This window comes from Halobellus sp. LT62 (assembly GCF_037031285.1).
Taxonomy (GTDB): Archaea; Halobacteriota; Halobacteria; order Halobacteriales; family Haloferacaceae; genus Haloquadratum; species Haloquadratum salinisoli.
In genome coordinates, this window is sequence record NZ_JAYEZO010000001.1 from 74,443 (window position 1) to 98,866 (window position 24,424).

Below are 24,424 nucleotides of genomic sequence, written 5' to 3' on the forward strand. Positions count from 1 at the left end.
AGCCGACAGTATCAAGCCGGTCGACGCCCCGATTTCGGAGTATGCAACTACTCGGTATCGTCGGGCCGGAGGCGCGATCGCTCTGCGAGCACCTCGCCGCGCACCTCGACGGCCGCGTTGCCATCGTCGAGCACCGGATAGAGGGCTCACCGAGTGCACCCGACGGCGACGTCGACACAGTCTACGAACTCGCTTCCGACGGCACGTGGACGGCCGCGGGCGCGGACCGAACGCTCGACGGCATCCTCGACGACCTCGCGGCGACGTACGACCACGCCCTCCTCGCCGGATTCACCGACGCCGACGTCCCGACGGTCGCGCTCGGCGATGCCGATGTCGAGGATCCGACGATCGAAGCCGACACCGCGGACGCCGTCGACGTCGGCGAGGCGATCGACGCGCTCGCGGTGGCCGAACCGCGCGTCACGCTCGAAACGCTCGTCGAACGGGTGAAGGCGTCGCCCCGAGCCTCGCACGCGGGCGCTATCGCGACTTTCACGGGTCGCGTTCGGACCAAAGACGGCGACGACGACGCCGAGACGCTCAGCCTGACCTTCGAGAAGTACGAGGGCGTCGCCGAGGAGCGGCTTCGCTCGATCGAATCGGAGCTTATGGAGCGCGACGGCGTCGAGGAAGTCGCGATGTTCCACCGGACGGGAACGATCGAATCTGGCGAGGACATCGTTTTCGTCGTCGTGCTCGCGGGCCACCGCGAGGAGGCGTTCGAGACGGTCTCCGACGGCATCAACCGGCTGAAGGACGAGGTCCCGATCTTCAAACACGAGACGACCGTCGAGGAGGACTTCTGGGTCCACGACAAGCAGTGATCGGTGCGTCGCCCTTGTCTTGCCTCTCTCTCTCTCTCAAACCGGAGTCGAAATATATTTTTTCGAAGAATTGAGTCAGAAATAATCTCTCAAACCGCCGATTTCGCCGTGTTCGCTACCGTATATATTCTTCATTCAAGAGTATGAAATAAATTCTTAGAGGAGTGTATAAAATTTTTAACTGAGTTTCGTAGCTGTTGAACTATTGATTTTACCACCACTTATCGCTAAACAGAACCGAATTGCACCTAACGTTCCTCCGTTTATATACTCTCCCGGCGACAAGGCGTGGATGAGGTCACACAGATGAGCGCAACCGCGACACCCTCCACCGAACCAGTCAGCGACGATCCGTCCAAAGAGGAGCGACTGAAGTCGTACCTGCTCGCGAAGGCACAGGACGGCGAGATGTACTTCAAATCGAAGTTCATCGCCGACGAGGTCGGCCTCTCGCCGAAGGAGATCGGCGCGCTGATGGTGAAACTGCGCGATTCCGCCTCGGAGCTGACCGTCGAGAAGTGGTCGTACACGAGCGCGACCACGTGGCGGATCGAACCGACACAGGATTCGGCCTGACGCCCTCCCCGACGGCCCGCGGTGTGTTCCCCACGCCGCCCTGAACCCTATTTTCGGTTTTCCGACCGATTAGTCGCTACACCGGGTTTTCACCGGACGAAAGCGCCGACGACGGGCGTACTGTCGTGGCGTTTATCCGGCCGTACTCCGTATCGTGAGGTAATGGAAACCCCGGAATCGGTGGGCGAACCACCGATCGAGTCCCTGCAAACGGTCTTTCACCTCCACGAGGCCCAACGCGACGGCGACCGCGTGCTGTTCTTCGGCGAGTCGCTGGTACCCGAGCGGATGCTGATCGAGGAGGTGTGGACGCCGTTCCGCGAGGCGGGGTACGAAATTCAGGTCGCCTCGACGCGCGGCGGAGACGAGGACGTCGTCATCGCCCGTCCGATCAGTCACGGCGTCGACGGGATCCCGTGGAAGAACGTCGCGCTCTTCGCGGCGACGGTCCTCTCGACACTGCTCGTCGGCTCGCTGACGTGGTATTACACCCCGTTTTCGGAACTCCTCGCCGACCCGATACTGCTCTTCCAGGCGTGGCCGTTCACGGCGGCCATTCTCGGCGTGCTCGCGACGCACGAACTCGGCCACTACGCGATGGGTCGATACCACGGCGTCGACGTCTCCCTGCCGTACGTGATCCCGTTTATCTTCCCGTTCGGGACGCTCGGCGCTGTCATCCGGATGCGCGGGCAGATGCCCGACCGGAAGGCGCTCTTCGACATCGGCGTCGCGGGGCCGCTCGCCGGACTCGCGGCGACGGTCGCCGTCACCGCGATCGGCCTCTCGCTGCCGCCGATCACGGTCCCCGAATGGGCGATACAGAACTCCGGACAGGTGATCGTGTTCAACAACCCGCCGCTCTTGGACCTCATCGCGGGCGTCCTCGGTCGACCGACCGAGTACGCCGATCCGTCGACGGCGGTCAACCCGGTCGTTATCGGCGGCTGGGTCGGGATGTTCTTCACCGTGCTGAACCTCCTGCCGGTCGGTCAGTTGGACGGCGGCCACGTCCTCCGGGCGATGCTGGGCGAGTCCCAAGAGCGCGTCGCGGCGATCGTTCCGGCGGTGCTGTTCGGCCTCGCGGCGTACCTCTACTACGGCCTCGGCTACTCGCTGAACGAGTCGGTCGGTCTGTGGGGTTTCTGGGGGTTGCTCTCGGCTCTCGTCGCGTTCAAGGGACCGGCGCACCCCGTCGACGACTCACCGATCGGAACCGCGCGACTCGCCGTCGGGATCGCGACGTTCGCGCTCGGCGCGCTCTGTTTCCTGCTCGTCCCCGTCGAAGTGATGTCGGTCTGAGCGGGACGATCCCGGCCGTTCCCGACGGTCCCCACGTTGCGGAACGCTGGCGAGATCGATCCCCCGAACGACGATATACAGCAGGACGATTCCGGTGCCGACCGCGAGGACGAACTGCCCGATAAGGGCGAATACCCGTCCGAAGATCGAGAATCCGAGCAAGAATGCGATCGCGAACGGCACTGCAGCCACGGCAACGACTGACAGGATGAGTTTCGCGAGCGGGACGGCTTCTGCGAGGAGCTGATTCCTGTCGACCGAGCCGGTTTCGGCGTCGATGAACGGGCGGCGGGAGGGCATCGATCACCCATCTCGCGCGACGGCATTAGAACTTGGTGCTCTATTCGTGCGTATACCCCTCGTCGGCGAGCGGCTCACCGTCCATTTTGACGCCCTCGTCGACGACGTCGCCGACGACCGTGAGCGGCACCGACACCTCGCTCCGGACGTCGTCGACGGCGTCGGCCGGAAGCGTGCACACGAGCTCGAAATCCTCGCCGACCGTCGTCGCCATCCGTCGCGTATCGGCGTCGTCCGCGGCGTAATCGATGACGGCGTCGTGGACCGGAACCGCCTCCCACGAGACGTCGAAGCCGACACCGGAGGCCTCCGCGAGCTGGTGGAGCGACCGCGCGAGGCCGTCGGAGGAATCCATCATCGCGGTCGCGTGCGGCGCGAGCGCGACGCCCGCGGCGACGCGCGGCGAAAACCGAAAGAGGTCGTTCCCGCGCTCGGCGTCGCCGGCCTCGAACGCCCGCAGACCCGCGGCAGTCCGGCCGAGCGCGCCGGTCACGCAGATCACGTCACCCGGGTTCGCCCCCGAGCGGCGGACCGGGGCGTCAGTTTCGCCGAGTGCCGTCGTCGAGACCGTGAACTCCGCCGTGGTGTCGAGGTCGCCGCCGACGTACTCGGCGTCGACGGACTCACAGACGTCGACTGCGCCGTCGACGAACGCGTCGAGTTCGGACTCCTCGAGCGTCGGCGCGGCGTACGCGGCGACCGCGGCCGTCGCTGACGCACCCATCGCGGCGACGTCCGACAGCGACGCGCCGACGGCCCGCCAGCCGGCCGTGTAGCGTGTCGTCCCCGGCGGGAAGTCCGCCGACTCGTGGAGCATATCGATCGTCACGACGAGGCCGTCCACGACGGCGGCGTCGTCGCCGGCGGTCGGAAGCGCCGCCGCGAGGCGACGGAGCGCCGATCGTTCGTCCATAGCACTCGTGCGGTCCGGGCGGGCAAAAAGCCGACGTCACGCGCCGTTCGTGGCGGCGACACCTTCCGCTCGCGGGCACTGTTTCGATGGCTTGATGCCGGGACGAACGGACGGTGTACTATGATCCGCGAGAACCTCCCGGCGACGATTCTCGGGTTTCTCGCGGCCGTCGGCGTCTTCGCCCTGTTGTTCTCCTTCGCGGGCGTCGACGAACTCGTCTCGACGCTCGCCCGCGCCGACCCGGTCTACCTCGGCCTTATCGCCGCCGTCACGCTCGCGTGGCTCGCGGCGTGGAGCGTCTCGCTGAACACCGTACTCCACGTGCTCGACGTCGACGTGTCGTATCTGTCGTCGTTTCTGGTGTTCTCCGGGGCGACGTTCTCGAACAACATCACGCCGTTCGGACAGGCGGGCGGCGAGCCGGTGACGGCGTACCTCATCTCCCGCGTCGCCGACGCCGAGTACGAGCGCAGCCTCGCCGCCATCGCGAGCGTCGACACACTGAACTTCGTGCCCTCGATCACGATCGCGCTCGTCGGGGCGGGCTACTTCGCCTCGGAGGTCGCGCTCGGCACGAACGAGAACCTCCTCGGGGCGATCGGTGCCGTCGCCGCGCTCGCGGTGGTCGTTCCGACGCTCATCTATGTCGGCTGGAAGCGCCGATACCGGCTGGAATCACGCGTTATCGCCGCGTTGACGCCGGTCATCCGATCGGTGGCCGACCGGGTTCCGCGGGTCCCGGTGCCGACGCCCGAGGGAATCGAGCACCGGATCAACGGCTTCTTCCGCGCGATCGAACGGATCGCCTCGAACCCCCGGGGACTCGCGGTCGCGCTCGCGGCGTCGACCGCCGGATGGCTGTTTCAGATGGTCGGCCTCTGGCTGGCCTTCGCCGCGATCGGCGTCGACGTGCGACTCTCGATCGCGCTCGTCGTCGTTCCGATCGCGGCGATCGCGGGCGTGACGCCGCTACCCGGCGGTGCGGGCGGCATCGAAACCGTACTCGTGTTGTTGCTTCTGGCCGCGCCGCTCCCGCAGGTGACGGAATCGACCGCCGTCGCCGCCGTCGTTATCTTCCGCGGAGCGGTCTACTGGATCCCGACAGCCATCGGCGGATTCGTCGTCGCGTGGATCGGGAGCGGCGTCGGAATCAGGCGAAGCGGCCCGTGAATCCGAGCGTTGCGCCGGGCGGTCGCGGTCCGTGCCGAATTCACGGTTCGTCGCCGATCCCAGATCGTCTGAGAGTCCGTCTCACGCGCCGTAGGACCGATACGATGGCTTTAAACGACGCGGACAGGAACGAGTACCTATGGTAAGTGTCTACGACGTTCCGGCCGACGCCCTCATCGAGGACGTCGCCGACCGCCTCGCGGATCGAATCGAGGAGCCCGACTGGATCGAGTTCGCCAAGACCGGCGAGACCCGCGAACTCCCGCCCGAGCAGGACGACTTCTGGTACGTCCGCTCGGCGTCGCTCCTCCGCAAGGTCGCGAAGGAAGGCCCGATCGGCGTCGACCGACTCTCGACGGAGTACGGCGGCCGCAAGCGCGGCACCAACCGGTACCGCGTCTCCGGTAACAGCTCCGCGCCGGGCAGCAAGAAGATCATCCGCGAGGCGCTCCAGCAGCTCGAAGAGGAGGGCCTCGTCGAGACGGCGAAGGGTCAGGGCCGCCGCATCACCAGCGAGGGCCAGAGCTTCCTCGACAACGCCGCCGCCGACGTGCTCGAGGAACTCGACCGGCCGGAACTCGAACGCTACGCGTAGGCGCGATCTGCAGTTCGAGGCTGAACGACGTAACCGTTTTTAGCGCTGCGACAGAATCCTACAACGATGAGTGGAAACCCCGACGACGACCGACTGGAGGAACTGCGCGAAAAGAAGATGCAGCAGCTCCGCGACCAAGCCGAGGGGCAGAGCGGAGGCGGTTCCAACGAGGCCGCCCAAGAGGCCGCCCGCGAGCAGGCGGAGGCCCAGCAGGATGCGATGCTGAAACAGTACCTGACCGACGGCGCGCGACAGCGGCTCAACGCCGTCGAGATGTCGAAGCCCGACTTCGCGGAGTCGGTGAAAAAGCAGGTGCTCGCGCTCGCACAGAGCGGCCGCATCCAGGACCGAATCGACGAAGAACAGATGAAGGATCTGCTCCGCGAGCTCCAGCCCGAATCGAAGAGCTTCGACATCCGCCGTCGATAGCGCACTCGTGGATCTCGCACTCCTCTACAGCGGCGGGAAAGACTCGACGCTCGCCGCGCTGTTTCTCGACTCGTTTTACGACGTCCGGCTCGTCACCGGCCACTTCGGGGTTACGGACGACTGGAAACACGCCGAAGCGGCGGCAGATCGCTTGGGCTACCCCTTCGAGGTCGTCGACCTCGACCGCTCGGTCGCCGAGGCGGCCGTCGAGCGGATGCGCGACGACGGCTACCCGCGAAACGGCATCCAGCGCGTCCACGAACACGCGCTCGAACGGGTCGCGGAACTCGACGTCGACGCCGTCGCCGACGGGACTCGCCGCGACGATCGGGTACCGACGATCTCGCGAGCGCAGGCGCAGAGCCTCGAAGACAGACACGGCGTCGACTACCTCTCGCCGCTGGCCGGGCTGGGTCGGAACGCGGTGGATCGGCTGGTCGAGGAGCGGCTGACGGTCGAAACGGGGCCCTCCGCACAGATCCCGAAGGGCGACTACGAGGCGGAGTTGCGGGCCCTCCTCGCGGAGACCGAGGGTCAAGACGCGATCGGATCGGTGTTCCCCGACCACGAGCAATCGTACGTGCGGGGACTGCGTGACAGCGCTTAGCGACGACACCGAGCGACAGCGCGTACACCGACACCTCCGCCGTCGCTGTCGACCGAGGAGATTCGATCTCGAATCCGAACACATTTCTCCCGGTGTGGGTCACGTCAGAACGTGTTCTCCGTCTCTCCCGGTATCGGCTACGCCCTCTTCGCGGCGCTCGTCTGGGGAACGTACATCTTCGTCCTCAAGCAGTACTTCGAGGGGTATCCCAGCACGGTCATCACCGTCGGGATAAACGCGACCGCGGTTCTGTGGTACCTCCCTCTCACGATCTCTCGCACGGCCCCGGCTGACGTCCCCTCGCTCTCCTCATTCGGCGTCGCCGAGGGGGCGCTCGTCGTCGGAACCATCGTCGCAACGGCGGCGGCGTTGCTGGTGTTCCTCTGGGCGCTCGAACGCGGCGAGGTCTCCTACGTCGCACCGATCAGCAAGATCGTCCCCGTGTTCGTCCTCCCGATCGAGGTGGTGTTCCTGCACGAGCACCTCACGCCGCTGCAGGTGACCGGGGTCGTGGTCGCCACGCTCGCGGTCTACGTCGCGAACTACCGCACCGGCTCCCTGCTCGATCCGATTCGGAAGGCGGCGTCGTCGCGAGCGGCCCAACTCGGCCTGTTGAGCGCGGCGATCTTCGCCGTCAGCGACGTCGGCAAGCGGGTCGCGCTACAGGAGCTCGGATTCCCGCTCGAACTGTGGGTTCCGACGGTGCTCGGCGGCGTGCTCGTCGTCGTGCTGCCGCTCGCGGCCCGCGAGTGGGTCCCGATTCGCGACGCGCTCCCGAGGTTCGTGCTCGCGGGCGGGGGCGTCGCTCTCGGCGAACACGCGACGTCGCTGGCGCTGTCGACCGTTCCCGCGTCGATCGCGTCGCCGATCATCAACACGCAGGCGGTGGTCGCGGTGATTCTCGGTGGGATTATCCTCCGCGAGGACTCCTTCGGGATTCGACTCGCCGCGGCCGCGCTCGCCGTCGTCGGCGTCGGCCTGATCGCGACGTGACTGGCTGGTCGGACTGTCGTCGAGCGCCGAGCGGGGGGCGTGGGGGCGTTCCGGTCAGGGCTCGCTGACGCGGAGCACCGGCTTGATACTGCTTCCCTCTTCGGAGTCCTCGACGGCCTGCTCGATCTCCTCGAAGTCGTAGTACGTCACGAGTTCGTCGAAGGGGAACTTCCCCTGTCGGTACAGCTCGATGAGGTCCGGAATGAACTCCTTGGGGTTGCTGTCGCCCTCGACGACGCCCGTGATCGACCGGCCGTTCAGGATGAGGTCGTTGACGTCGTAACCGGCGCGCGTTCCCAGCGCGGGAGCGCCGACGACGGCGAGCGTACCGCGCTGAGTGAGGGTATCCACGGCCTGCTCGGCCACGTCGGCGACGCCCGTCGTCTCGACGGCGTAGTCGGGGCCGCCGCCGGTAACCTCCCGGACGGCCTCGACGACGTCGTCGACGGACTCGGGGTTGACGGTCGCCGTCGCCCCCAGTTCCTCGGCCTTCTCCAAGCGGTTGCCCTTGATGTCGATCGAGACGATGTCGGTGCACCCCGTGAGGTTCGCCGCCATCACCGCGGAGAGGCCGACCGATCCCGCGCCGAAGACGGCAATCGACGAGCCCGCCCGCGGGTCGAGCGTGTTGATCACCGCGCCGGCCCCGGTCTGGACGCCGCATCCGAGCGGTCCGAGGAGTTCGAGCGGAACGTCGTCGTCGACGGCGACGACGTTGCGTTCGGTGGCGATCGCGTGCGTCGCGAACGACGACTGTCCGAAGAAGCGCCCGCTGAGCGCTTCGTCACCGCGCGAGAGCGGCGAGCTCCCGTCCTCCGGCCGCCTCCCGCCGAAGTTGTGCGCGAAGAAGTCCTCGCAGTAGGCCGGGTGACCGGCGTGACAGCTGGAGCACTCGTCGTCGTAGTCGAAGCTCAGCACCACGCGATCGCCCGGTTCGACCTCGGTGACCGCGTCGCCGACCGCCTCGACGACGCCCGATCCCTCGTGGCCGAGCACGGCCGGTAGCGGCGTTGGATACAGCTGGTCCCGGACGATCATATCCGTGTGGCACACGCCGGCACCGACGACGCGAACGAGTACCTCGTTGGCCTGCGGCTCGCTCAGCTCGACGCTCTCGATCGTGAACGGTCCTCCCTCCTCGTTGACCACGGCTGCTTTGATCTCCATCGGTACATATCAGCGAAGGGAAACGGATAAGCGTTCTTTCCAGTTCAATCGCTGTCCATTCGGGTCGTGCGACCGCACGCGCCGAAGCTTCAACAGTTTCAAGCGCGCCACCGCCGAACTCCGGCGTATGTACGACCGACTCAAGGGCTTTCGGGACTTCTACCCCGAAGAGATGGCCCCCCGGCGGCAGGTCATCGACACGCTGGAGGACGCCGCCGCCGGCTACGGGTTCCGCGAGATCTCGACGCCCGCGCTCGAACGGACCGAGATGTACGTCGACAAGAGCGGCGAGGAGATCGTCGAGGAGCTGTACGCCTTCGAGGACAAGGGCGGCCGCGAGGTGTCGCTGACGCCGGAGCTGACGCCGACGGTCGCGCGGATGGTCGTCGCCAAGCAGCAGGCGCTCTCGAAGCCGATCAAGTGGTACTCGACGCGGCCGTTCTGGCGCTTCGAGCAGGTCCAGCAGGGCCGATTCAGGGAGTTCTACCAGACGAACGTCGACATCTTCGGCTCCGCCGAACCCGAAGCCGACGCGGAGATCCTCGCCTTTGCCGCGGACGCACTCACCGATCTCGGACTCTCCGGCGAGGACTTCGAGTTTCGCGTCTCCCACCGCGACATCCTCGGGGGCCTGCTCCGCGCCTTCGACGCCGACGTCGACACCCGCGCGGCGATCCGCGCGGTCGACAAACGCGCGAAAGTCGAGGAGACGGAGTACCTCGGTCTACTCTCGGACGCCGGGCTTTCTTACGGCGAGGCCGAGGACTTCGACGACCTCGTCGCCGCGGGTGACCTCGACGAGATCGCCGAATTCGGCGGCGACGACGTCGAGCGCGCGGTCGAGAATCTCCGGGAGGTGCTCGCGGCCGCCGAGGACTTCGGCGCGCGCGAGTTCTGTGAGGTGTCGCTGACGACCGCTCGCGGGCTGGATTACTACACCGGCGTCGTCTTCGAGTGCTTCGACTCGACGGGCGAAATCTCTCGGTCCGTGTTCGGCGGCGGCCGCTACGACGACCTCATCGAGAGCTTCGGCGGCCAGCCGACGCCCGCGGTCGGCGTCGCGCCCGGTCTCGCGCCCCTCTCGCTGCTCTGTCAGCGCGCCGGCGTCTGGCCGGACGAGGCGCTCGCGACCGACTACTACGTCCTCACCGTCGGTGACACCCGCGACGTCGCCTCGCGGATCGCCCGGGAGCTCCGCGCCGGTGGAAACGTCGTCGAGGTCGACGTCTCCGATCGGAGTTTCGGCGCGCAGATGGGCTATGCCGACGGCATCAACGCCGACACGGTCGTTATCGTCGGCGAGCAGGACCTCGCGAACGGCGAGGTGACCGTGAAGGACATGGGCTCCGGCGACCAAACGACTGTTCCCGTCGACGAGTTCCCCGGCGAGCGCGCGTCGCCGACGCTCGACGACCTGCTCTGAGCCGAATGCGGCCGGTGCTCGACGCCGGCATTGATGCCGGATCCGAACCGGTTCTCGTCACGGCCGCGCGGTGATATTTTACCCTTCCTCGCGAAAGTACAGCTATGTACGAGACGATTCTGGTCCCCGTCGACGGAAGCGCTCCGAGCGACGCGGCGGCCGAGCACGCCATCGCGTTGGCGCGGGACGCCGGGGCCACGCTCTCGGTTCTCTCCGCCGTCGACACCCACGCGCTCGAAGCGGCGAAGTTGGACGCGGCGGAACTCCTCGAGGGCTACGAAGCGGAGGCCGAGAAATACGTCGACGCCGTCGCAGAACGCGCTCGCGACGTCGGCGTCGACGTCGACGTCGAGACGGCGGTGGTCCGCGGTGCGCCATACCGCGTGATTCTCGATCGAATCGACGAAATCGGCGCGGACCTCGTCGTGATGGGCAGTCAGGGTCGCAGGGGACTCGAACGCTACCTCCTCGGGAGCACGACAGAGCGCGTGTTCAGGCTCTCGGCGGTCCCGGTGCTCGTTCTTCGGAGCGACGAGGGCGACTACCGCGACCCCGACGACGCGGACCGTTTCGGCTCGACCGATGCATAGCGGCGGCGAATCGGGCGACGGCGGATCGGTCGACGGAGAATCAGACGACGGCGAATCGAGCGGCTACGATCTGAAACGTGCGTTTCGGATCGCGTACGACGGTCGGCCGTTCCACGGCTTCCAGCGACAGCCGTCGGTGCCGACCGTCGAGGATTCGATCTTCGACGCGCTCGACGCGCTCGGCATCTACCACCGCACGGGGCGGCACCGACCGCGCGGCTACGCGGCCGCTGGACGCACGGATGCCGGCGTCTCCGCGCTCGCACAGACGGTCGCGTTCGAGTGCCCCGAGTGGTGCACCCCGCGGGCGCTCAACGGGGAGCTCCCGCCCTCGGTGCGGGCGTGGGCCGCCGCGGACGTGTCGACGGACTTCCACGCGACACACGACGCCGCCCGTCGCGAGTACGTCTACGACCTCTACGCGCCCGACCTCGACGGCTCTCTCGCTTCCGACGCCGCCGCGACGCTCGGCGGCGAGCACGACTTTCACAACCTCTCGCTCGACGACCGCGGGACCGTTCGCGACGTCGCAATTGGTCTCGAACGCGACGGCGACTTCCTGTCGATCCGCGTCGCTGCCGGCGGGTTCCCGCGGGAACTGGTCCGCCGACTGGCGTCGGTGATCCGGAGTGTGGGAGCCGGTGAGCTGTCGCTGACGGACGTCGAACGACTGCTCGGATCGGAGCCGCTCGACGGCCCGGCGGGCGTCCCGTCGGCCCCGGCTCAACCGCTCCTCTTGGCGGATGTCTTCTATCCCGACCTCGACTTCGAGCGCGATCCCCGCGGCGTCGAGAGCGCTTCGTCGGTGTTCGGGGAACGACGGCGGGACGCGCTCGTTCGCGCCCGCGTCGCGGGTCGGGTCGTCGACGGGGTCGACGACGCCGATGGCGTCGCTAGCGAGGATGGCTGAAGGTTTATCACGCGGCTGACCGACCGCGAACGTATGAGCTCTCGCTCGCTGCTCCCCTCCACGGACCAAGCACACCGCGATGCGGCATATCGATTCGCCGTCGGCGCGTTCTACTTCGCCGTGATCTCCGGCGTCGGTTCGCTCGTTGCACTCCTGTTCGGGCCGTTCGGGATCGTCGTGAGCATCCTCGTCTCGCTCGTCGGCGTCTATTACGGCGGTATCGAAGTCGCTCGCGGCATCGACATCGTGATCCGACACGCGCTCTCGGAGTCTCGAACCGAACCCAACGCAGAGATCCGGCCGGACGGCGACGATCCGATTCGAGACGACGCGGGCGAGTCGGAGGACGAACCGGAGCGAGATGACGGTGACTCGCTCGACGGTGGGGTCGACGGCTGATCTCGACGAACCGGAGCGCAACCGTCGAGGTCGCTCGAAACAGTTCCCTTCGAACGTTATGTTTTCCCCTAAATATTATCTCGATTCAATACAAATCGCCGACTGATGCCGAACTGCGAGAACTGCGGGTCATTTGTCACTGCGGAGTACGTACGGGTATTCGCACCGAACGGGATGGATCAGCCGCGGGTCTGCCCGAACTGCGAGGACAAGGTCCGCGATGGGGCTGACGTCCGCGAGGCGCGCGCGACGAGACACTAGCGGCGATTTCACTCGTCTTTTAGCCCTTCGTACCCTCTCGACGCTATGAGCAAACTGGAGGAGTTTCTGGCGGGCGAGCGTCACGAGGACGTCGCGCTGTTTCTGACCGAGGCGTATCTCGACAGCCAAGGAAAGCTGCCGAAGATGGGCGAGACGGTCGAGTCGGGCTACGTACTCGTCGTCCCCGGCGACGACGGTCGCCGGGCGTTCTCCGCCGGAACCGGGATGGACGCGATGGAGTTCGCTCGCGGCGCGATGGCCGAGCGCGGACACATCTCGCGGACGCTCGACGGCGGCGAGTGTCCCGAAGCCGCCGCCGAGACCGATGACGACGATGTCGACGCTGCTGAGACCGACGCCGACGACAGCGACGCCGACGAGAGTGACTCCGTCGACGACCACGAGGTCGAGTTCATCTTCGCGTTTTCCGAGGAACAAAACGAGGAAGTCGGTGGCCTCTACGAACGCGGCGAGGTCGTCCACGCCTACGCGCACTGCGAGTGCGGCGCGAGCTACTCGGACAAGTGGGTCGTCGGCGAGGAGACCGAGACGGGCGTCCAGCCCGGCGGCTCGGAACCGGCCGAAGGAACCGAATAAGGCGAACAGCCGACACCCGCGCGTGCGACTCGTCGGCGTCGCAGCGTTCCGCGCTACCGTGCAGCGTCTACATCGTCGCCGTCGGACGCACGTCCCGCGTCGGTGGTGTCGGACAACCGCTGGCCGACGCGGGGTGATCGTCACGTCACGGGGCGTCTGGCCCCGTACTCGTATATAAATCCTCGCGGCAGAAATCGACGTTCGCCAGTCGAATCCCGTTACTCGTTCTCGTCGGCTGCGTCGTCGGAGTCGGTAGCAGCGTTGCCGTCGCCCGGGTCGTCGCCGTTAGCGGCTTCGCTAGCCACGTCCTCCGCGTCGTCAGCTTCGACCTCCGCGGCGACTCGCTCGAAGGCGTTGAGAATGACACGTTTCGTCGTCGCGCCCTGCGTCGTCCAGTGGTGCGCGTAATCCAGCATATCGTCGTAGATGTCGGGTTTACAGCCCGCGGCGCGCGGGTGACCGCCGCCGTTTACGTGCCCCGCGACCTCGTGGGCGCGCTCGAAACCCTCCGAACCGCGGATGCTCGCGCTTCCGGCGGGCTTGACGACGACCGCCGCGTCGGCACCCTGCTCGCGCAGCGCGTCGGCGACCTCGTTCTGCGAGCAGCGGCCGTAGGTGACACCGACCGACCACGGTCCCACCTGCTTGATCTCCGCGCGGGAAACGGCGGCGTCGATCAGTTCTCGCTTCTCGACGCGGCGCAGGTCGATATACTGCTCGACGATCTCGGGGAGGTCGACGCCGAAGTTGCCGACAGCGGCGACGTACTCCTCGGCGTCGGTCCAGTAGGCGTAGTCCGCGAGATCGTCGCTTCGGTGGTCCTCCTTCAGCCACAGGTCGTGATCGCGCGTGACCGCGGCGAGTTCGACCCACCGCTCCTCGAAGTCGTAATCGAGCGATCGGAGCGTCACGTCGACGGTGCACTCCTCGTCGGACTCGCCGACGACGAGGTCGACGCCCGCTTCGCGGACGGACGCGGCGGTCTCGTCGCTCCACTGATGGTGGTCGAACCACGAGACGGACGCGGCGATCGAAATCGCCGCATCGAGTTCCTCGGCGATCCAGTCGTACCTGTCGGGACAGAGATCACAGATGTAGAGGTCGATTCCTTCCGGGGCGTACTCGGCGACGTTTTCGAGCGCCTCGTCGAGAGAGTAGGGCCCGGCACCGACGAGCGCGACCGGCGACCGCGGGCGGTCGTCGGCGTCTTCGAGCGCTTCATCGTCGGCGTCTTCGGGTTCCTCCTCTTCGTCGGCACCCGAGCCCTCCCAGCGCTCGACGCGCTCGGCAATCTCGTCTTCGAAGGGCGTCCACTCGATGGTCGCGCCGTACAGTTCACGGATCAGCGCAACACAGCCCAGTCCGTCGGCGTCGGTGTCGGCGACGACGACGGCCTCCGCGCCGTCGACGGCCTCGGCGACGCGTTCTTCGGCTCGGCCCTCGTCGAGGGAGTCGGGATAGAAGAACCCCGTTCCCGGAAGCTGCGACTTCCGGGACAGCGAGAGGCTCGCGCTATCGATGAGTTCGTCTTCCATACCTGTCTTCGACGGTGGCCCCCGTGAAAACCGCCGTGGTTCCGACGCCCGTCTCGTCGTCGGGCGTCGTCCGCACCCGTTTCGTCGGCGGATATCGTTTGCGGCCGGGGCCGACGCTACCTGCGTCCGAGTGCTGTCAGCCCATCTCCGGGGTCCCGGTGAGTTCCGTTTCGCCCTCGTCGGCCGCGAGCTGTCGGACCGTCAGGACCGGAATCGGACACGTTCTGACCACGCGCTCGGCCACGGAGCCGATCAGGAACCGGTTCTCACCGTGTCGCCCGCGGGTGCCCATCGCGACGACGTCGGCGTCGACGCCGCGGGCGTACTCGTCGATAACGGAGGCGGGTCGACCCTCTTCGATCGCGGTGACGACGTCCCGATCCGTCGAGTCGCGGACCTCGTCGATCGCCTCTTCGCCCCGTTCGACTAACGCGCTCTCCATCTCCTCGCGGAGACGCTCCGGTGCGGACGCGACGTCGCCCTCGTCGACGACGTACAGGCAGTGGACTTCGGCGTCGAAGCGATCGGCGAGATCGAGCGCCACGTCGACGGCCCGCCTGACGCTCTCGGAGCCGTCGGTGGCGATGACGATCGTCTCGAACATAGCGGTTCGTTCACCGCCGTCCGGGATAAAGCCCGCCGGCTCGGCTTCGTCTACTGATTCTGATCTGAGACTCTCATCGCACTCACTCGGAGACGCGGTCTCGTCCCCGCCACTGACGGAACGACTCCGTGAGCCGGCCGTCGTCGATACGGACCGCGAGCTCTACGCTCGCGGCCGCAACGAGAAGTCCCGCGGCAACGTCGGTCGCCCAGTGAATCCCGAGGTACATCGTCGAGATGATGATCGAGACGGCCAGCACGGTCGCGACCGGGAGCCAGCGGGGGTAGATCGAGCGGAACCGGTAGGCGACCATCGCGACCGTCGCCGACAGAGACGTGTGCAGCGACGGGAACACGTTCGTGCGTACGTTCACCTCCTGGACGAGCAGTTGCGATTGCGGCCAACTCGTGAACAGCAGCGGCTCGACCAGTTCCGGCATAAAGTTCCGCGGCCCGTACGCGACGAACAGGACGTAGCAGACGAACCCGACCCCGTAGTTCAGAATATACGTGAGAAGCAGGACGCGGAGCGGTCGCGATCGCTCGTACACCGCGTACGCGAGGACGGGGAACGTCAGGAGGAACGTGTACCCGAAGACGTACACGAAACCGAAGTACGCCGTCAACGTCGGGTTCGCATAACTCTGAACGACCGCGACGAACTGCGATTCGATCAGATAGATGTATCCCGTCAGGTTGATCCCGATGAGCCACGAGAGCTCGACGCCGATGTCGCGAACGACCTTGTTAATGATGAGAACGACGCCGAGAAGTCCGAGCGTCGGCAATAGCTCGGTGACGTTCTGTCGCAACCGCTGCCGCAGGGGCGGTTCGTTCGACGCGCTCTGACGCGGGTTCCAGCGGACGACGACGAGGAACGTGAGGAGGTGACCGAGCGCGACCACCATTCCCACTTGGAGGAGAACATCTGCGAGCGCCATTACGTTCGCCTCATAAGTTTCTCATCCTCGTACTCGAATCCGGCGTTTCTGAATTCCGTTCTGACAGCTTCGAGGTCTAGGTCGCCGTTGCTCCCGAGGAACGGCGTCATCGGATCCGCTCCGTCCCACTCGAGGCCGTCGGACACCCACTCGGTTCCGTCGAGAAGCGTCACCGCCGGACGCGCGTAGCCGTTGAACACGTCCGCGGTGATCGAAGACCGGTCTACCAAACGTGCGAGCGCGTGTCTGATCCGCGGGTTCGTGAGTGGGGGGCGCTGTGTGTTGTATCCGAGGAGGTACGGCGACGACGAGGACTGGCTCACGAGGAGGTCGACGTCGCTGCTTCGACCGATCTGCGGGACCGTGTCGGCACCGACCGGCGTCGCGGTCACGTCGGCGTCGCCGTCGGCGACGACTCCCACGGCCGCGTTGTCGGAGCCGACGATCTGCAGTTCGAGGCGGTCGAACCGGGGTGGACCGATCCCCGTCGCGCCGTCCTCGTCAGACTCCTCGAAGAGGAAGTGCTCCCCGAAGGGTTCGAGTACCAACGATTCCCGCGGCGTGTTCTCGACGAACCGGAGCGGTCCGCTCCCGACGGGTTCGATGTTGTTCGTCACGAGTGCCTCCGTCGCGCTGCCGACCTCGATGCCGCTGATCGAAACCGGATCAGTCCGCTCTTCCCAGACGTGCTCCGGGAGGATCGGCACGGTGAACGCCCGCCTTGCGACCTGCGGTGAACAGTCGGAGAAGTGGATGACGGCGGCGGACGGATCGACGACAGTGACCTCGTCGACGAGTTCGGTCCGCCCTTGGAAGCGGGGGGCGGGAATCCGCGTTTCGGCCTCCGTTTCGCCCTCTCGCTCCTCCGTCGCTCCGAGCGAGGTGTCGGCGAGCATCGCGTACGTGAACGCGACGTCCTCGGCGGTCAACGGCTCCCCGTCGTGCCACGTCCGATCGGGGCGCAGGTGCACCGTCGCACGCGGGCTGTCGTCGGTCTCGGCGAACGTCCACGACTCTGCGAGCCACGGCGACACCCCGTCTGCGGTCGCGCGGCCGAGCGAGTCGTACAAGAGCTTCGTCAGAACGTTCGAACGCCGGTACTCGACTGAGAGCGGATTCAGGTTCTCCGTGGGCCTGCGATCGGTCCCGACGATCCGCAGTGCCGACCCGTCGTCTCCGTCGTCATCGCCCGCAGGCCCGTCGGTCTCGGCGACGGTGTTGAGCCGCAGATACCCGTACGGAGAGTGCAGTTCCGCGCGCTGCCAACTCCGGTAATTTTCGCTGCGGGCGGCCCGGATTTCGTCGGAGAAACAGAGCACGGTGAACGGCTGTGAGCGCCCGATCGATTCGATGAGGTCGGTGACGACGTCCGCTCTGCGATCCCCGGTCGCCCGCCGCTGCGTTTCGAGCCACTCGTCGACGTCGAGGTCAGTGTAGCCGAACGGGTTCTGCCACCCGCGGGTATCAGCAAACCTCGAGTGCAACAGCCCGTACAGGATGTCGGGATCGCGATCGAGCGACGCGGTCCGGGCGAGGAAGATATCGAAGTCGTTCCCCAAGAGCACCTGTCTGAGGAGTTCCTCCTCGGACACCGGAATCACCTGCGCGTCGATCCCGGCCGCCTGATACCACGAGACGATCATCCGCGCGGCGTGAAGCGCGTAGGGATCGGAGTCCGCGGGGAGGGTCTTGATCCGCAGTGACACCTGCGTCCTCGAATCCCAGCCGGCGACGGACCGGGCGCGACGAAGGCAGCCGCCCACGCTCGCCGTCGCTCCCGCTGTGAGCGTACCGAGCACGGCTCGGCGTCGGATTTGGGGACCCTTCGACGACTCCACCATACCCATTCAGTAGCCGCACGACGGTAATAGCCCTTGGGACATCGTCGTTTCCTCCGGGTCATCTCCGATGCGGGAAATCGGTGATATCCCCGGCGGGGAAGTCGACGATATCCCCGATGCGGGGTGGTATCTCGCATCTGGGGCGTTTCCCGACGGTATATTACGCCCTCCCTCGATACCTCTGTATGGCCCTCCCTCACCGGACCCGTCGCGGTCTTCTCGCGGCGCTCGTCTTGCTGTCGGCAGCCCTGCTCGCCGGCGGCTTCGCCCACGCCGAGTTGACGAACGATCAGGTCACGGGCGACCCGAGCGTCGAGCAGGCGTTCCGGACCGGTGACCGATCGCCGGTCGTCGCTCCTCGGCCGAACGGCACCGTCGTCGCGACCGACTCGAACGCCTTCGTCGCCGACGAGAACGACGCGCCGCGCGCGCAGGCGGAACTCGTCGCCTTCGCGCCCGACGGACGAATCGACTACTACGAGAACGAGCACACGCGGTACTGGGACGTCGACCCCGTCTCCGGGACCGACGCCACCGTCGAGTTCGTCTACGCCGACCACCTCGACCCCGCCGAGTGCGGCGGCGACTCCGTCTGCACGCGCAACGGCGTCGAGCGCGTCAACCTCACGACGGGCGAGCGGACGGACGTCTTCAGCCGGATCACGCCCGGAAAGCACTCGACGCGGTGGCACGACGTCGATCGGATCGACGACGAGCGCCTGCTCGTGGCCGACATCGACCGCGACCGCGCGTTCGTCGTGAACACGACCACCGGGCTCACCGAGTGGGAGTGGGACGCCCAGTCGGACTTCGACGTCGCGAGCGGCGGCCCGTACCCGGACGACTGGACGCATCTCAACGACGTCGAGCACGTCGAGATCGATGGGCGAGACGCCGCGATGGTCAGCCTCCGGAACCACGATCAGGTCGCGTTCATCGACTTCGAGCGCGGTCTGCTGGACGACTGGACGCTCGGTGCCGACGGCGAGCACGACACGCTCTACGAACAGCACAACCCGGACTATATCCCGCCGGAACGCGGCGGCCCGGCGGTGCTCGTCGCCGACTCGGAGAACAGCAGGCTCGTCGAATACCAGCGCGTGGACGGGTCGTGGGAGCGCTCGTGGACGTGGAGCGACGAACGGATGCAGTGGGCGCGCGACGCCGACCGGCTGCCGAACGGCCACACGCTCGTCACCGACTCGAACGGCGACCGCGTCTTCGAGATCGACACCGACGGCGAGGTCGTCTGGTCCGCGACCGTTGGGTTCCCCTACGAGTCCGAGCGACTCGGAACGGGCGACGAGAGCGCGGGCGGCGAGAGCGCCGCATCGCTCGATCTGCCCTCCCGCACGCCGAGCGCGTCCGACGGTTCGCTCCTTGACAGAGTGGTCGCCGCCCTTCCGCCGAAAGTCGTCAACGGGATCGCGTACCTGTTCCCGCGGTGGGTCGGCGTGATCGAGGGAATCGCGGCGCTCGTACTGGTCGTCACGCTCCCCTCGTGGGCGCTCGTCGAATGGCGTCGGTCCCCGCGAACGCTCGAACTCAGGTGGCCGCTCAGGATCGGACGAAAATGAGCGGGAACGCGCCTGACCCGACGTCCGGCGGTCGATTCGGTTCGCCGCTCGGTCGGCTTCGACCCGTCGTCGACGGCGTGCGAGCGGCCGCCCCGTTCGACGCGCGGGACCGCCCGTGGCTCGCACTCGCGCTCCTTCCGGGCGTCGTCGCCTTCGCGATCTACCTCGTCACGAACCCCTACCCCGCCTACGGGGCGGGGCTGTACGCGAAGATCGCAGCCGAGATCGCCGCGAACGGCTATCTGCTCCCGACGCGTATTCCGGGATACACCGCCGACGGCGTCCCGTTCGCCTACCCGCCGCTACAGTTCTACCTGTACGCGTTCCTCCTCGACCTCGGCGGCGACCCGGTCGCAATCTCGCGGTTCCTTCCCGGCGTCGGATTCCTCGCCGCGCTGGTGCCGACGTACCTGCTCGGTCGCGACCTCGCCGGTTCCCGACCGGCGGGGGCCGCGGCGGCGGCGCTCGTGGCGTTGAATCCGCAGATTCTGGAGTGGCACCTCTCCGCCGGGGGCGTCGTCCGCGCGTTCGCGTTCTGCTACGCGATGATCGCGGTTTACGCTGGCTACCGAATCTACGCCCGCGACGGGACGGCTGGAATCGTTTCCCTGCGACGTCGGCGTGGCGAGATCCTCCTCGGCACACTCGCGTTCGGCTTGACAGTGCTGACGCATCCGGTGTACTCGCTGTTCGTCGTCGTGAGCTACGTCCTGTTGTGGCTCTTGGCCGATCGGTCGCTTTCGGGCTTTCTCTCGGGGCTGGCGGTCGGACTGGGCGGGGCCCTGATCGCGTCACCGTGGCTCGCGTGGGTCGTCGCGACGCACGGAATCGAGATATTCACCGCGGCGTCCGGAACCCACGGTGGGGTCGGCGGGGGAGCCAACGCGCTCGCCGGGGAACTCTCTCCGGGTGTCGCCGTCGCGCTCTTGCCCGCGCTCTACCTGCTGCTTCGGCGCGAGTACCTCCTTCCGGCGTGGCTGATCGCCGCGGAGTTACTGTTCAAACAGCCGCGGTTCGCCTACACGGTGGCCGCCGTACTCGTGCCCGCGGTCGTCGTGATACTGGTGCGTGATCGGCGCGCCGCCTCCGACGCGGGCCGGACCGATCCGGGCCGCAAAGCAGGGAGCGACGCGGGGTCGACGCGGTCGGAACGCTCCCGCCTCGACGTCGACCGCCGCGCTGCGGCGGCCGCACTCGTGATTCTCTTGGGGACGGTCGTCGGCGGCGGGTACTTCGCTTACGAGGCGACACTCGTGTCCGACCCCTCGACGCCGGAGTTCGTCGACGGCGACGCGATCGACGCGATGGCGTGGATCGAGACCGAGACCGATCCCGACGCGCGCTTCGTCGTTCTCGGCGACGCCGCCGAGTGGCTCCCGGCGCTGACGGATCGGACGCTGCTCGTCGGATATTGGGGAGTCGAGTGGGAGGGCCCCGAGGCGTTCGCACGCCAAGAGGCGGCCTACGAGTCGGTCTCGACGTGCCAGAGCGTCGAGTGCGTCGAAGGCGTCGCCGCCGACGTCGGCGGCGAGCGGCCGACGCACGTCTACGTGCCGAAAGGACAGTACACGGTTCGCGGCGATCCCGCCACGCAGTTCGGGACGATCGAACGCTCCTTCGAGCGGTCCGAGCGCTGGGAGGTCGCGTACGAGAACGACGGCGTCGTGATTTATCGTCGCTTGTAACTCGTCACACCATTCCGAGGAGCGTGGCCGCGAGGATCGTCAGCCACAGGACCACTCCGACCCCGGCGATCGGTCGCTCTTCGCTTGCGACGCCCAGCGTGAACAGGCCGAAGACCCCGACGAGGGCGAACCGGTGCAGTACGAGCCGAATCGGGATTACCGACACGCCCACGCTACTCCAATCGAGGACGAACGCGGTACCGAGCCCGGCGGCCGCGAGGAGCGCCATCCGCGTCGCTGGCCGGTTTCGAGCCAAGAGCGCGCTGGCGACGAAGGGCCCGGAGATCAAGATCGGATAGAGGATTCCGGCGAAGATCTTCGGATTCGCCGCCGGGAACAGTCCTTCGGCGGCGATCCCGGCCGAACGGACGCCGAGCACGATCGCGACGACCGCGGCCGGGAACACGAGATCACGGATGTCACGCCGTCGCATCGGAGCCGCGGCGACTGCGAAGACCGCCGCGGCGGGGACGATACCGACGACTCCGAGCGTCGTCATCCGCGCCGAGGCGTCGCCGGCGGAGGCCGACGGGACCAGCGTCCAGTTCGCCGACGTGAGACGGATCACCGACATCCAACCGTCGCTGCCGCCGCCGCTGTGTCCGTGGTATACGCGGTTGACCTCTGCGACGAACGGCTCGTCTCGGAGGTCGCGCTCGACGGTCCGTCCGCCGCTTTCGACCCCCGTCACGGAGTGTCGAAGCCGGAACCAGTCCCAGTACTCGGTGTGTGCCTGCAGCGCGGTCCAGTTGTCCGACGGGCCGGGATACGCGCGGATGTGCGTCCGGCTGCCGAGGTACGTCCCGGTCGCGAGTTGATACTCGGATTTGACCCACTGCCCGGAGCTGAGATTGTCGGCTACGTACGTATAGCGCGAGGACCCGCGCGCGGACCGCCACGGCGAGAGGTCGATCGATTCGTTGAGCCGCGAGAGTGTGTCCGATTCGTTGCGTTGTTCGGTGGAATCGGACTCTGTCGTCCGTTCGGAGGTTCCCGATTCGGTGAGCCGTTCGGTGGAATCGGATTCCGTGGTCTGCTCGGTGGGGTTGGATTCAGTGGTCTGTTCGGTGGACGTCGATTCGTTGGCCTGACCGAGGGACGTCGATTGGTTGAGGGCCTCGATCGCCACCGAACCGTTGGCGTCGTGGTCCTCGTCGGCCTCCGTCCACTCGAGTTCCGAGCGGTCCGTGAGGATGGTCCGAACCTCCTCGGGCGTCCCGACGATCACGACGTTCAACGCGAGGGTCCGCCCCTCGACCGAGCGACTTCGGCTCGTGTAGGGCCAGACGTAACTCTCGGCCTCCGAGGGGCGGAGCAACTGCTCCGCCGGAGGGTTCTCCCCGCCCGTGCCACCGCCCGGGCCGACGAACGCGCTCCCCAGCGCTCCGGTGACGACCAACACGACGAACAGCAGTGCCCAGCGATACCGCACGTATCCAAATTAGCTGTCTCGGTAATGAGCGTACCGCCGCATTTGTTTCACACCGGGGTCGACGGTCGTCTCTCGCGCTCGCCGTCCTCGAAGTGAGGCTTTTTGCTGCCGGCCGCCACACGTGGTGGTATGACCGAACGCCGACCGCTGTCGGTCGACCTCGTACTCGCCCCCGTCGACGCGAGCGACGAATCGGCAGACGCGGTAGCGCACGCCGCCGCGATCGCCGCCAAGTACGATGCGACGGTTCACGTCGTCCACGTGCTCGGAGAGGAGGTCGTCGAGGCGATCGAAGACGGCGACGTCGACGACGCACAGGTCGCCGCCGACGGCGAAGCGATCACCGAGACCGCCGAACGGATCGCCGCCGAGCACGACGTCCCGCTGTCGACGTCGGTCGCGTACGGCTTCTCGACGAAGATGAAGCTCAGACATCCGGGGAGCGTCGTGCTCGACACCGCCGAGGAACTCGACGCGGACTTTCTGGTCGTTCCCCGCGAGCCGATCTCGGGCGATCCCGGCGAGGTGCTCGCGAAGGCGGCGGAGTACGTTCTGCTGTACGCGAGCCAGCCTGTTCTCTCGGTGTAGTCCGCGACCTCCCAGCCGGATCCGACGCGGCGCTCAGTCGTCCGCGCCGTCGCCGATCCGGACCGCCATTTCCATCTCGAAGCTCTCGGAGTCGCTGATCTCGAACCCGATCTTCTTGTACAGGCCGACGGCCGGCTGGTTCCATCGCTCCACGGTCAGCCACACCTTCTCGACGCCCGACTCCGCCCCGTAGCCGAGGAGTGCCTTCATTAGGCGCGTCCCGATCCCCGCCTCTTGGTACGCCTGCAGGACGAAAATCGCCAGTTCGGAGGCGTCGCCGTCGGGGACGAGCGTGGCGTGACCCGCGGCCGTCTCGCCGTCCCACGCGACGACGTTCAGACAGTCGCCGGTGAGGATGTTGTCGAGCCACTCGCGGATCCGTCGCTCGTCGCTCGGCGGGATTCCCTGCGCGCGATCCGCCGGATCGAACTCGTCGTACATCGACGCGAGCGACTCGTACTCGCGGTCGCTTCCGTCGTACGCGCGGATTTCGATCTCCCGTCCCGTTCGGTCGGTGAACCGAATCGGCGGCGTCTCGAACGGCCCGGTGACTTCGTCGGGAAAGCGGCGATTCGAGCTCATCTGATGAGAGTGACGCTGACGTGGGAGTTCAGGAGGACGAACTCCGCGGTGCTACTGAGCTGGATCTTTCCCATCGGACTGGTCGTCCCCCCGCTGAGTGCGATCTGATCGAAGCCTTCCGACTCGGCGATCGAGACGAGTTCGCTTCCGGCGTTTCCGTCGATGTACCGGACGTCCGCGTCGAGGCCGTTCTCCTCGAGCGCGGCGTTGACGTCGGCTTCGATGTCGTCGACGGAGCGATCGCCGGTGACTTCCTCGAGAATCGCGACGGTCAGGTCGTCGCCCGTCACGACCGCCCGTTCGACCGTCCGATGTAACGCTTGGCGCGACTCGTCGGACCCGCCGACGCCCAAGAGAATTTTCATATGCCCCGATGTCGTGGGCGGAGTAGAAAAATCGTCGGGTGCCCGTCACGGGTCGGTCTGTGGGTTTTCACCTGTGCCGTCGCTGACACCGGTGGTCGACACAGTAGCGTTTGCAACTGACCTCTCATCCGATCGCACGACAGCGTGCGATCGAGCGAGTGAAGACTTGCAAACGCTACTATCTGCCATCGTCGTCCGTGATTTGCGCGCGCAGGT

The 24,424-nt window shown here is 66.8% G+C and carries 27 protein-coding genes; 17 read left to right on the top strand and 10 right to left on the bottom strand.

Annotated elements, in window-relative coordinates; translation table 11 throughout:
- Positions 1–41 precede the first annotated feature (41 nt).
- From U5919_RS00290 to U5919_RS00300, 3 genes are all read left to right on the top strand, one after another.
- A complete protein-coding gene (locus tag U5919_RS00290; protein ID WP_336021538.1) occupies positions 42–827 on the top strand; it encodes a molybdopterin synthase in 786 nt (261 codons plus the stop codon).
- A 306-nt stretch (positions 828–1,133) separates the two neighbouring features.
- A complete protein-coding gene (locus tag U5919_RS00295) occupies positions 1,134–1,403 on the top strand; it encodes a DUF7123 family protein (RefSeq protein ID WP_336021539.1) in 270 nt (89 codons plus the stop codon).
- A 162-nt stretch (positions 1,404–1,565) separates the two neighbouring features.
- Positions 1,566–2,705 (top strand): site-2 protease family protein, encoded by a 1,140-nt coding sequence (locus U5919_RS00300; protein ID WP_336021540.1) that lies wholly within the window; start codon positions 1,566–1,568, stop codon positions 2,703–2,705.
- Here the strand turns inward: U5919_RS00300 and U5919_RS00305 are convergent.
- Complete coding sequence (locus U5919_RS00305) at positions 2,607–3,005, bottom strand: hypothetical protein (protein ID WP_336021541.1); 399 nt, start codon at positions 3,003–3,005, stop codon at positions 2,607–2,609. The two genes, U5919_RS00300 and U5919_RS00305, sit on opposite strands and share 99 nt — an antisense overlap.
- 40 nt (positions 3,006–3,045) lie before the next feature.
- Positions 3,046–3,918 (bottom strand): thiamine-phosphate kinase, encoded by an 873-nt coding sequence (gene thiL, locus U5919_RS00310; RefSeq protein ID WP_336021542.1) that lies wholly within the window; start codon positions 3,916–3,918, stop codon positions 3,046–3,048.
- 120 nt (positions 3,919–4,038) lie between these two features.
- On the opposite strand from thiL, the gene U5919_RS00315 reads away from it, so the two are divergent.
- The 5 genes from U5919_RS00315 (at position 4,039) to U5919_RS00335 (ending at position 7,712) form a co-directional block, all read left to right on the top strand.
- The gene (locus U5919_RS00315) at positions 4,039–5,088 is read left to right on the top strand and encodes a lysylphosphatidylglycerol synthase transmembrane domain-containing protein (protein WP_336021543.1); all 1,050 of its coding nucleotides are present in this window, start codon (positions 4,039–4,041) and stop codon (positions 5,086–5,088) included.
- A 139-nt stretch (positions 5,089–5,227) separates the two neighbouring features.
- Positions 5,228–5,683 carry a 30S ribosomal protein S19e gene (locus U5919_RS00320; RefSeq protein WP_336021544.1) on the top strand — a complete coding sequence of 152 codons (456 nt, stop codon included), beginning with the start codon at positions 5,228–5,230 and terminating at the stop codon, positions 5,681–5,683.
- 66 nt (positions 5,684–5,749) lie between these two features.
- Positions 5,750–6,112 (top strand): DNA-binding protein, encoded by a 363-nt coding sequence (locus U5919_RS00325; RefSeq protein ID WP_336021545.1) that lies wholly within the window; start codon positions 5,750–5,752, stop codon positions 6,110–6,112.
- Positions 6,113–6,119: 7 nt separating this feature from the next.
- Positions 6,120–6,719, top strand: a complete 600-nt coding sequence (locus U5919_RS00330) for a DUF7411 family protein (protein ID WP_336021546.1) — start codon at positions 6,120–6,122, stop codon at positions 6,717–6,719.
- 111 nt (positions 6,720–6,830) lie between these two features.
- The gene (locus U5919_RS00335; protein WP_336021547.1) at positions 6,831–7,712 is read left to right on the top strand and encodes an EamA family transporter; all 882 of its coding nucleotides are present in this window, start codon (positions 6,831–6,833) and stop codon (positions 7,710–7,712) included.
- Between the two features lie 54 nt (positions 7,713–7,766).
- Here U5919_RS00335 and U5919_RS00340 read toward each other — a convergent pair whose 3' ends face one another.
- Entirely contained in the window at positions 7,767–8,879 is a 1,113-nt protein-coding gene (locus U5919_RS00340; protein ID WP_336021548.1) for an NAD(P)-dependent alcohol dehydrogenase, read from the bottom strand.
- 127 nt (positions 8,880–9,006) lie between these two features.
- On the opposite strand from U5919_RS00340, the gene hisS reads away from it, so the two are divergent.
- The 6 genes from hisS to U5919_RS00370 all read left to right on the top strand — a co-directional run bounded on the left by hisS (position 9,007) and on the right by U5919_RS00370 (position 13,059).
- Positions 9,007–10,302, top strand: coding sequence for a histidine--tRNA ligase (hisS, locus tag U5919_RS00345; protein WP_336021549.1), 1,296 nt, complete (start codon positions 9,007–9,009; stop codon positions 10,300–10,302).
- 104 nt (positions 10,303–10,406) lie between these two features.
- A complete protein-coding gene (locus U5919_RS00350) occupies positions 10,407–10,892 on the top strand; it encodes a universal stress protein (RefSeq protein ID WP_336021550.1) in 486 nt (161 codons plus the stop codon).
- The gene (gene truA, locus U5919_RS00355) at positions 10,885–11,802 is read left to right on the top strand and encodes a tRNA pseudouridine(38-40) synthase TruA (RefSeq protein WP_336021551.1); all 918 of its coding nucleotides are present in this window, start codon (positions 10,885–10,887) and stop codon (positions 11,800–11,802) included. The genes U5919_RS00350 and truA overlap by 8 nt, the downstream gene beginning before the upstream one ends.
- Positions 11,803–11,835: 33 nt before the next feature.
- The gene (locus U5919_RS00360) at positions 11,836–12,201 is read left to right on the top strand and encodes a hypothetical protein (protein WP_336021552.1); all 366 of its coding nucleotides are present in this window, start codon (positions 11,836–11,838) and stop codon (positions 12,199–12,201) included.
- Between the two features lie 105 nt (positions 12,202–12,306).
- Positions 12,307–12,462: a DUF7563 family protein gene (locus tag U5919_RS00365; RefSeq protein ID WP_203229194.1), complete on the top strand. Its 156-nt coding sequence runs from the start codon at positions 12,307–12,309 to the stop codon at positions 12,460–12,462.
- 45 nt (positions 12,463–12,507) lie between these two features.
- Complete coding sequence (locus U5919_RS00370) at positions 12,508–13,059, top strand: DUF5807 family protein (RefSeq protein ID WP_336021553.1); 552 nt, start codon at positions 12,508–12,510, stop codon at positions 13,057–13,059.
- A 218-nt stretch (positions 13,060–13,277) separates the two neighbouring features.
- Here U5919_RS00370 and U5919_RS00375 read toward each other — a convergent pair whose 3' ends face one another.
- The 4 genes from U5919_RS00375 to U5919_RS00390 form a co-directional block, all read right to left on the bottom strand.
- Entirely contained in the window at positions 13,278–14,594 is a 1,317-nt protein-coding gene (locus U5919_RS00375) for a DHH family phosphoesterase (RefSeq protein ID WP_336021554.1), read from the bottom strand.
- A 136-nt stretch (positions 14,595–14,730) separates the two neighbouring features.
- Complete coding sequence (locus U5919_RS00380) at positions 14,731–15,198, bottom strand: universal stress protein (protein ID WP_336021555.1); 468 nt, start codon at positions 15,196–15,198, stop codon at positions 14,731–14,733.
- 82 nt (positions 15,199–15,280) lie between these two features.
- The gene (locus tag U5919_RS00385; RefSeq protein WP_336021556.1) at positions 15,281–16,138 is read right to left on the bottom strand and encodes a phosphatase PAP2 family protein; all 858 of its coding nucleotides are present in this window, start codon (positions 16,136–16,138) and stop codon (positions 15,281–15,283) included.
- Positions 16,138–17,979: an ABC transporter substrate-binding protein gene (locus tag U5919_RS00390; protein ID WP_336021557.1), complete on the bottom strand. Its 1,842-nt coding sequence runs from the start codon at positions 17,977–17,979 to the stop codon at positions 16,138–16,140. The genes U5919_RS00385 and U5919_RS00390 overlap by 1 nt, the downstream gene beginning before the upstream one ends.
- A 185-nt stretch (positions 17,980–18,164) precedes the next feature.
- On the opposite strand from U5919_RS00390, the gene U5919_RS00395 reads away from it, so the two are divergent.
- The gene (locus tag U5919_RS00395) at positions 18,165–19,556 is read left to right on the top strand and encodes an aryl-sulfate sulfotransferase (RefSeq protein ID WP_336021558.1); all 1,392 of its coding nucleotides are present in this window, start codon (positions 18,165–18,167) and stop codon (positions 19,554–19,556) included.
- Positions 19,553–21,241 carry a hypothetical protein gene (locus U5919_RS00400; RefSeq protein WP_336021559.1) on the top strand — a complete coding sequence of 563 codons (1,689 nt, stop codon included), beginning with the start codon at positions 19,553–19,555 and terminating at the stop codon, positions 21,239–21,241. Before U5919_RS00395 ends, U5919_RS00400 begins: the two co-directional genes overlap by 4 nt.
- Positions 21,242–21,245: 4 nt before the next feature.
- Here U5919_RS00400 and U5919_RS00405 read toward each other — a convergent pair whose 3' ends face one another.
- Complete coding sequence (locus U5919_RS00405) at positions 21,246–22,673, bottom strand: hypothetical protein (RefSeq protein ID WP_336021560.1); 1,428 nt, start codon at positions 22,671–22,673, stop codon at positions 21,246–21,248.
- 129 nt (positions 22,674–22,802) lie between these two features.
- Between U5919_RS00405 and U5919_RS00410 the strand changes: the two genes are divergently transcribed.
- A complete protein-coding gene (locus tag U5919_RS00410; RefSeq protein WP_336021561.1) occupies positions 22,803–23,261 on the top strand; it encodes a universal stress protein in 459 nt (152 codons plus the stop codon).
- Positions 23,262–23,294: 33 nt separating this feature from the next.
- Here the strand turns inward: U5919_RS00410 and U5919_RS00415 are convergent, their stop codons facing one another.
- Together U5919_RS00415 and U5919_RS00420 are read right to left on the bottom strand one after the other, a co-directional pair.
- Complete coding sequence (locus U5919_RS00415; RefSeq protein WP_336021562.1) at positions 23,295–23,843, bottom strand: GNAT family N-acetyltransferase; 549 nt, start codon at positions 23,841–23,843, stop codon at positions 23,295–23,297.
- Positions 23,840–24,208 carry a universal stress protein gene (locus U5919_RS00420; protein WP_336021563.1) on the bottom strand — a complete coding sequence of 123 codons (369 nt, stop codon included), beginning with the start codon at positions 24,206–24,208 and terminating at the stop codon, positions 23,840–23,842. The genes U5919_RS00415 and U5919_RS00420 overlap by 4 nt, the downstream gene beginning before the upstream one ends.
- Between the last annotated feature and the right edge of the window lie 216 nt (positions 24,209–24,424).